The sequence below is a fragment of the Peptidiphaga sp. genome, from assembly GCF_057238965.1.
On record NZ_DBHHEV010000080.1, the window covers coordinates 611 to 7,809 of the forward strand.

Genomic DNA, 7,199 nt, shown 5'->3' on the forward strand with positions numbered 1-7,199 from the left:
CTAAAGGCAGGTAGTGCATAAGGTTTCCATTCAGTTTTGCCCGCGATGACGTGCAATTTTTGGTGAGGAGTGAGTGGAAGGATTGATCTCAATTTATCCTTCGGGAGGACCTGTCTCGACCCTTCCGAATGGGTAACCATACCCATGTAGCAGTGGTCATACAACCGGGAAAAGGCGTGTCCATTGAGAAAAGCCCAATATGCACGAAGTTATGTAACCAAAATCACTGAAACGAGCTTGACGTTTGATGCTTTCTGACGCGTTACGCGGGCGTGCGCGCGTTCGCGAAAAGTGTCGGCGGTTTCCCGTGCCTCCCGGTTGCCGTAAACTCAAAAAGCCAAGTGTTGACCGAACTTCTCGCCATTCGCACATCCACGAGCGCGCGGACGCTCCTGCGCGCTGCGTCTATCGGCCGACGGCACTGAGCGCCTCGAGGCGCGCACTGAAAGGAAAAGCATGAGCAAGGGCTCCGGCATCATCGATTCTTCCGGGGTGCACATACCCGCAACAAACGAACCCGCCGCCGACGTCTCCGCCGCGGGGGCCGATCTTCCGTCCACGACCGTTTTCGCCGATTTCGGCGTCTCGACGCCTATTGTCGAGGCGTTGAAAGACAAGGGCATCACCCATCCCTTCCCCATACAGGCGCTCACCCTGCCTGTCGCCCTCAGGGGAAACGACATCATCGGGCAGGCCAAGACCGGAACGGGCAAAACGCTCGGCTTCGGCATTCCGATGCTGGAAAACACCGCCGGAATCGATGAGGAGGGGTGGGAGTCCGTACCCGTTCAGGCCCGCGGCAAGCCGCAGGGCCTGGTCATCCTGCCCACGCGCGAGCTTGCCAAGCAGGTGGCCGAAGAGCTGCGCGCCGCCGCGGCCAGGCGGCGCCTGCGGATCGTCGAGGTGTACGGGGGGCGCGCTTACGAGCCTCAGCAGGAGGCGCTGAAGGAGGGGGCAGAGATCGTCGTGGGAACTCCCGGCAGGCTCGTCGATCTGATGAAGCATCGCTTCCTCGACCTGACCTGCGTTCGCACCGTCGTCCTTGACGAGGCCGACGAAATGCTCGACTTGGGCTTCCTCGAAGACGTCGAGAAAATCTTGGCCTCCACGCCCTCCAACCGCCACACGATGCTTTTTTCCGCGACGATGCCGGGGCCTGTGGTCGCGATGGCGCGGCGGTACATGTCGCGGCCCACCCACATCCGCGCAGCGGACCCCTCGGACACCGGCGTGACGGTCAAATCAGTGCGCCAAGTGGTTTACCGCTGCCACGCCCTCAACAAATCCGAGGTCCTCGCCCGAATCCTCCAGGCGAAAGGCCGCGGCCTGACGATCGTCTTCACACGGACGAAACGCACGGCCGCACGCCTCGCCGAAGAATTGACCGAAAGGGGCTTTGCCGCCGGCGCGCTCCACGGCGACCTCGGCCAGGGCGCGCGCGAGCAGGCGCTCAGGGCCTTCCGCAACGGCAAGGTCGACGTCCTCGTCGCCACCGACGTCGCGGCCAGAGGCATCGACGTCGACGACGTCACCCACGTCATCAACTACCAGTGCCCCGAAGACGAAAAAACGTATATCCACCGCATCGGCCGCACCGGGCGCGCAGGGCAGTCCGGGACCGCCGTCACCTTTGTCGACTGGGACGACCTCCCGCGCTGGACTCTCATCGACAAAGCCCTCAACCTGCGCCAGCCTGAGCCGTTGGAGACCTATCACACCTCCGAGCACCTGTACTCGGACCTCAACATTCCGGAGGGGGCGACGGGAAAGCTGCCTCGCGACAAGCGCACGCGGGCGGGCTTGGCGGCCGAGTACATCGAAGACCTGGGCGAAACGGGCAGGCGCAGCGGCAAGGGGCGCGGCGGCTCGCACGGGAGGCGGGGGCGCGGCTCGTCCTCCGGATCCGGCAAACGCCCCTCGGGGCAACGCCAGCACGAGCAATCCCAGCGCAAGAAGCCGGTCAAGGAAAACCCGCAGGCGGCCCCGCGCCGCAACAGGCAGCGCAAGCGGATTCGCCGCACGGACGAGTCCTGACAGACCCCGGTTGACGCGGGCCGCCTACGCCGGTCCGCAAGGCCGAAGCCTGCGCCCGCCGCAGGCCGGCGAATCTCTTGGCGCGGCGGGCGACCCGGCCTCGCCTAGCCTTTGACGACGCTTGTGACGCCGCTGATGATGAGCTGGACGGCGATGGCCGCCAGCAGCATGCCCGAGATCTTCGTAAGGAAGATCGTTCCGCCCTCGCCCAGGATCCTGTTGAGCGGGTTGGCGAAGCGCATCGTCAGCCACTCGATGATATGGACGAGGAGCACGGCGGCAACGCACGCCAGCACGCCGCCGACGCCCTTTCCGGCCGCCTGGTCGGCGGCGAGCATCACCGCGGCGATCGCGCCGGGGCCTGCCAAAAGCGGAATCCCGAGGGGAACGAGGGCGACGTTGGTCGCCCCCGGCTTGCCGGGGTCCTCCTCGCGGCCGGAAAGCAGCTGCATGGCGACGATGAGCAAAAGCAAGCCGCCCGAAATCTGCATCGACGCCACCGAAATGCCGAGCAGGCGGAGGATCTGCTGGCCGAAGAAGGCGAACACCGCGAGGACGACGAGGGACGTGAGAGTGGCCTGCCACGCCGCCCTCTTTCGCTCGTTCGGCGTCATTCTCGCCGTCAGCGACATGAAAACCGGCAGATTTCCAGCCGGGTCGGCGATGACGAAGACGGTCGTGAACGTCGTGAAGAAAAGGCTGGCGTCGAATGCCGTCACGGCTTGAGCACCTCCAGGTAAGTTCCAGATGAAATGGCGTCGAGGACCTCCCGAGCAGTGGTATTTTCGCCCAATCGGTTCGGTTTGCCCGTCCCATGGTAATCGCTGGAGCCCGTGCGTACGAGTCCCCGGCGTTCGGCTAGTTTTGCGAGCTCTTCGCGATCGACGTTGTCGCGATGGTCCACTTCCAGGCCGAAGAGTCCGGCGTCGGCCAGTTCCTCGATTCTGCTCAAGCTGACGGTTTTCCCGCGCCGTGAGGCGGCGGGATGGGCCATGACGGCCTTTCCCCCGGCGCCCGAAATCCACTCGACCGCCTCCGCCGCGGGCGGCGCGTAGTGATGGATGTAATAGGGGCTGCCGGGCCGAAGGTAGACCGCGAAGGCCTCCTGGCGGTCGGCTACGACGCCGGAGTCGATGAGCGCGTCGGCGATGTGCGGACGCCCCACCGGCGTCGCGGCCCCGGCGTGCGCCTCGACGGCCTCCCACGTGACGGGGACGTCCCGGGCGAGCCTGGCGACCATCTGCACGGCCCTGTCGCGGCGCTCGGAGAGCATCCTCGCGACGTGCGCGGTCATCCGTTCGTCGTCGGGGTCGAAAAGGTAGCCGAGGATGTGGACCGAGATTCCGTCGATTTTCGCGGAGAGCTCCATCCCCCTGACGAGCGCGACGCCCGTCGCTTCGACCTGCCCCGCCGCCTCCTCCCATCCGGCGATCGTGTCATGGTCGGTCAGCCCGAGGACGTCGATTCCGGCGCGGGCCGCCTCCACCATGAGCTCGGCGGGGGTCGAGCGGCCGTCGGAGGCCGTGGAGTGAGTGTGCAGATCGATCACGGCAGACAACACTACGCCGCCTTCGCGCCGCTTTGAACGCCTATGCCCCGGCTCGGCCCCGTCCCATGGCCGGTCCCCGCCTTGCAGCCATTGCTCGCTCAGCTGCCGATCCTCGTGCCCGCGCCCCGGCAACTCTGGAACAATGGATGCATGACCACAAAAGAGAACGTCTCCGAGCGCGGGGCGAACCGCTCGCGCCAACCGCGCAACCAAGCTTTCCGTGAATTCATCGGCTCGAACTGGGGGCCCCGCCCGCAAGGGCCGGAGCGTTCGGCCTCGGCCGACTTCCTCCCGGCGCGCCACGCGAAGCTGGGCGAACGGTTTCGCGGGGTGCGCCTCGTGGTGCCGGCGGGCGGCTACAAGGTGCGCAACAACGACTGCGACTATCGTTTTCGCGCGCATTCGGCCTTCGCCCACATGACGGGGCTCGGCGGCGAGCTCGAACCGGACTCGGTGCTGGTCCTCAACCCGGTCGGAGACGAACACGAGGCGACTCTCTACTTCCATCCGCGCGCCTCGCGATCGTCGGAGGAGTTCTACGCCGACGCGCGCTACGGCGAATTCTGGGTGGGCGCACGGCCCTCGCTCGAGGAGATGTCCACGCTCACCGGCCTCAAGTGCGCCGCGATCGACACCCTCGGGGACGCCCTGGCCAAAGACCTCGGCCAGGTGCAGATGGCGGTCGTCTCCGGCGTCGACGCGGCCGTCGAGGCCCAGGTGATCGATTTGCGCGAAAGCGCAAGAATCGCCGAGAGCTGCGCGAAGCTCGACACAGAGCTGGCGGAGGCCCTCGCCGAGCTGCGCCTCGTCAAGGACGATTTTGAGATCGAGGAGATGCGCAAGGCGGTCGCCGCCACCCACGAGGGCTTCGAGGCGATCCTCGCCTCGCTCGGCCGGGCCAAGGGGCACAGACGCGGCGAGCGCGTCGTCGAAGGCGCCTTCCACGCCAAGGCCCGCGAAGAGGGCAACGGCCTGGGCTACGACACGATCGCCGCTTCGGGCAACCACGCCAACACGCTCCACTGGATCGACAACGACGGCGCCGTGCGCGACGGCGAGCTCATCCTGGTGGACGCCGGCGTCGAAATGGACTCCCTTTACACGGCCGACATCACGAGGACTCTGCCCGTCAGCGGCGTCTTCTCCCCCGCCCAGGCCGAGGTCTACCAGGCCGTCCTGGACGCGGCCGACGCCGCCTTCGCCCGCGCGCAGGAGCCCGGCTGCAAGTTCTCCGACGTCCACGACGCCGCCATGGAGATCATCGCCGCAAGGCTGGAGGGGTGGGGCATGCTCCCGGGGACCGCGGCCGAATCGCTCGCCGAAGACGGCGGCTTCCACCGCCGCTGGATGCCCCACGGCACAAGCCACCACCTGGGCCTGGACGTCCACGACTGCGCGCAAGCCCGCCGCGAAATGTACGTCGAGGCCGAGCTCGCACCGGGTATGATTTTCACGATCGAGCCGGGCCTGTACTTCCGCGAAGACGACCTTCTCGTGCCCGAGAGGTTCCGCGGCATCGGGGTCCGCATCGAAGACGACGTCGTGGTGACCGACTCCGGCGCCATTCGCATCTCCGAGGGAATTCCTCGCACCATCCCCGAAATCGAGGCCTGGATGGCGTCCGTCGCACGATAGGAGGAATCTATGAAGCGGCAGGCTCAGACCGTATACGCGGCAAGGCTCATCGGCACGCCCGTCTTCGACCCCATAGGAGACCAGGTGGGCACGGTCTACGACGTCGTCGCTCTCTTCCGCCTAAAGGGCGATCCGCTGGCCGTCGGCCTCGTCGTCGAGGTGGTGGGAAAGCGCCGCGTCTTCCTCCCGCTCACCCGCGTCACCTCGATAGCCAACGGCCAGGTCATCACCACCGGAATCGTCAACATCCGCCGCTTCTCCCAGCGCCCGGCCGAGACGCTCGTGCTCGCCCAGCTCATCGAACGCCACGTCCACCTGCGCGAAACGAACGAAGAGGCCGTCGTCATCGACGTCGCCATCACCCAGACGAAGCCCCGCGAATGGCAGCTGACCTCGCTGTATGTGCGCACGGGCAAGCGCGCCGTCGGCGGCCAGCGGTCCTTCACCGTGCCCGTGCGCGAAGTCACCGGGCTCATGAATCCCGCGGCGGTCCAGGGCAACGTCTCGATCCTCGCCCAGATCAACGAGCTTAAGCCCGCCGACGTCGCCGACGTGCTGCGCGAGCTGCCCGCCGGGCGCATGCAGGCGGTGGCCAGCGAGCTGACGGACGAGCGCCTGGCCGACATCCTGGAGGAGCTCGGCGACGAGGACAGGATCGAGATTCTCTCCAGTCTCGACATGGAGCGGGCGGCCGACGTCCTCGACGTCATGCAGCCCGACGACGCCGCCGACCTCGTCGCCGAGCTGCCCACCGACCAGGCCGCCGAGCTGCTCGAGCGCATGGAGCCGGAGGAGGCCCAGGACGTCAGGCGCCTGCTGGCCTACGAAGAGCGGACAGCCGGCGGCCTCATGACCACCGAGCCGATCGTCCTTCCGCCCGAGGCGACGATCGCCACGGCCCTCGCCTCGGCGCGGCGCGCCGACATCCCGCCCGCCTTGGCGGCCATCATGTTCGTCTGCAGGCCGCCCCTGGAGACCCCGACGGGCAGGTTCCTCGGCGTCGTGCACATCCAGCGCGCCCTGCGCGAAGCGCCCTCGGCGATGATCGGGACGATCCTCGACACCGACATCGAGGCCATCTCGGCCTCCGCGGGAATCGGCACGGTGACGAGGCTGCTGGCGACCTACAACCTGACGGCGCTGCCCGTCGTCGACGACGATTCGCTCATCGGCGCCGTCTCCGTCGACGACGTCCTCGACCATCTGCTGCCCGAGGACTGGCGCGACGCCGACGACGACGTGACCGACGAGGCGGTGGAGGCCCAGCATGTCTGATTTCGACAAGCCGTTGGAGAGGACCGGCCGCTCCAGGATGCACCTGCGGCGAAAGAAGGACTCCGACGCTTTCGGCCGCTTCGCCGAATCGACGGCGAGGTTCATGGGAAGCCCCAAGTTCATCCTCTACATGACGATCTTCGTCGTGACATGGGTGGCCGCCAACGTCGTGCTCGTCAGCCTCGCCGGGCGGTCGTGGGACCCCTACCCGTTCATTTTGCTCAACCTGGCCTTCTCCACGCAGGCCTCGTATTCGGCGCCGCTCATCCTGCTCGCCCAGAACAGGCAGGACGACCGCGACCGGGTGATGGCCGAGCAGGACCGGCAGCGCGCCGAACGCAACCTGGCTGACACCGAGTACCTCACCCGGGAGATCGCAAGCCTGCGCATGAGCATGGGCGACGTAGCCACGCGCGACTTCGTGCGCTCCGAGCTGCGCGTGGCGCTCGAAGAGTTCGACCGCGACCGCGAAGGCCGTTTGGCCGAGCGCGATCAGCGCATCGCGGAATTGCAGGCCGAGCTCGGCGAACTCAAAGCCGAACGCGACGAGCCGTAGGCCGAGCGCGAAAGCCGTGACCCGAGCCACTCGCCCGGGCCGGGACATTGACCAGGCGGGTACAGGGGGCATTGACCAGGCGAGTACGATGGTTGCCATGGTTAGCCTCGACGAAGTGTGCGGCGCGCTCGAACGCGTCATCGACCCCGA

General features: G+C 66.9%; 6 protein-coding genes. 4 read left to right on the forward strand and 2 right to left on the reverse strand.

Annotated elements, in window-relative coordinates; genetic code table 11:
* Window positions 1-456: 456 nt before the first annotated feature.
* Window positions 457-2,034, forward strand: coding sequence for a DEAD/DEAH box helicase (locus tag ACO48X_RS09070; protein ID WP_485001765.1), 1,578 nt, complete (start codon window positions 457-459; stop codon window positions 2,032-2,034).
* 104 nt (window positions 2,035-2,138) lie between these two features.
* Here the strand turns inward: ACO48X_RS09070 and ACO48X_RS09075 are convergent, their stop codons facing one another.
* Both ACO48X_RS09075 and ACO48X_RS09080 read right to left on the reverse strand, forming a co-directional pair.
* Window positions 2,139-2,753: a MarC family protein gene (locus ACO48X_RS09075; protein WP_009199013.1), complete on the reverse strand. Its 615-nt coding sequence runs from the start codon at window positions 2,751-2,753 to the stop codon at window positions 2,139-2,141.
* Window positions 2,750-3,595, reverse strand: a complete 846-nt coding sequence (locus tag ACO48X_RS09080) for a PHP domain-containing protein (RefSeq protein WP_485001766.1) — start codon at window positions 3,593-3,595, stop codon at window positions 2,750-2,752. Before ACO48X_RS09080 ends, ACO48X_RS09075 begins: the two co-directional genes overlap by 4 nt.
* 138 nt (window positions 3,596-3,733) lie before the next feature.
* Here ACO48X_RS09080 and ACO48X_RS09085 point away from each other — a divergent pair, with 138 nt between their 5' ends.
* From ACO48X_RS09085 to ACO48X_RS09095, 3 genes are read left to right on the forward strand one after another with little or no spacing between them, the layout of a single operon-like run.
* The gene (locus ACO48X_RS09085) at window positions 3,734-5,218 is read left to right on the forward strand and encodes an aminopeptidase P family protein (protein WP_485001767.1); all 1,485 of its coding nucleotides are present in this window, start codon (window positions 3,734-3,736) and stop codon (window positions 5,216-5,218) included.
* 9 nt (window positions 5,219-5,227) lie between these two features.
* Complete coding sequence (locus ACO48X_RS09090) at window positions 5,228-6,493, forward strand: magnesium transporter MgtE N-terminal domain-containing protein (RefSeq protein ID WP_485001768.1); 1,266 nt, start codon at window positions 5,228-5,230, stop codon at window positions 6,491-6,493.
* Window positions 6,486-7,049 (forward strand): DUF1003 domain-containing protein, encoded by a 564-nt coding sequence (locus ACO48X_RS09095; protein WP_485001770.1) that lies wholly within the window; start codon window positions 6,486-6,488, stop codon window positions 7,047-7,049. The genes ACO48X_RS09090 and ACO48X_RS09095 overlap by 8 nt, the downstream gene beginning before the upstream one ends.
* Window positions 7,050-7,199: the final 150 nt, after the last annotated feature.

Bases quoted from the DNA above. Each gene is read 5' to 3' on its own strand.
- ACO48X_RS09070 (WP_485001765.1), top strand. From the start codon at position 457: ATGAGCAAGGGCTCCGGCATCATCGATTCTTCCGGGGTGCACATACCC.
- ACO48X_RS09085 (WP_485001767.1), top strand. From the start codon at position 3,734: ATGACCACAAAAGAGAACGTCTCCGAGCGCGGGGCGAACCGCTCGCGC.
- ACO48X_RS09090 (WP_485001768.1), top strand. From the start codon at position 5,228: ATGAAGCGGCAGGCTCAGACCGTATACGCGGCAAGGCTCATCGGCACG.
- ACO48X_RS09095 (WP_485001770.1), top strand. From the start codon at position 6,486: ATGTCTGATTTCGACAAGCCGTTGGAGAGGACCGGCCGCTCCAGGATG.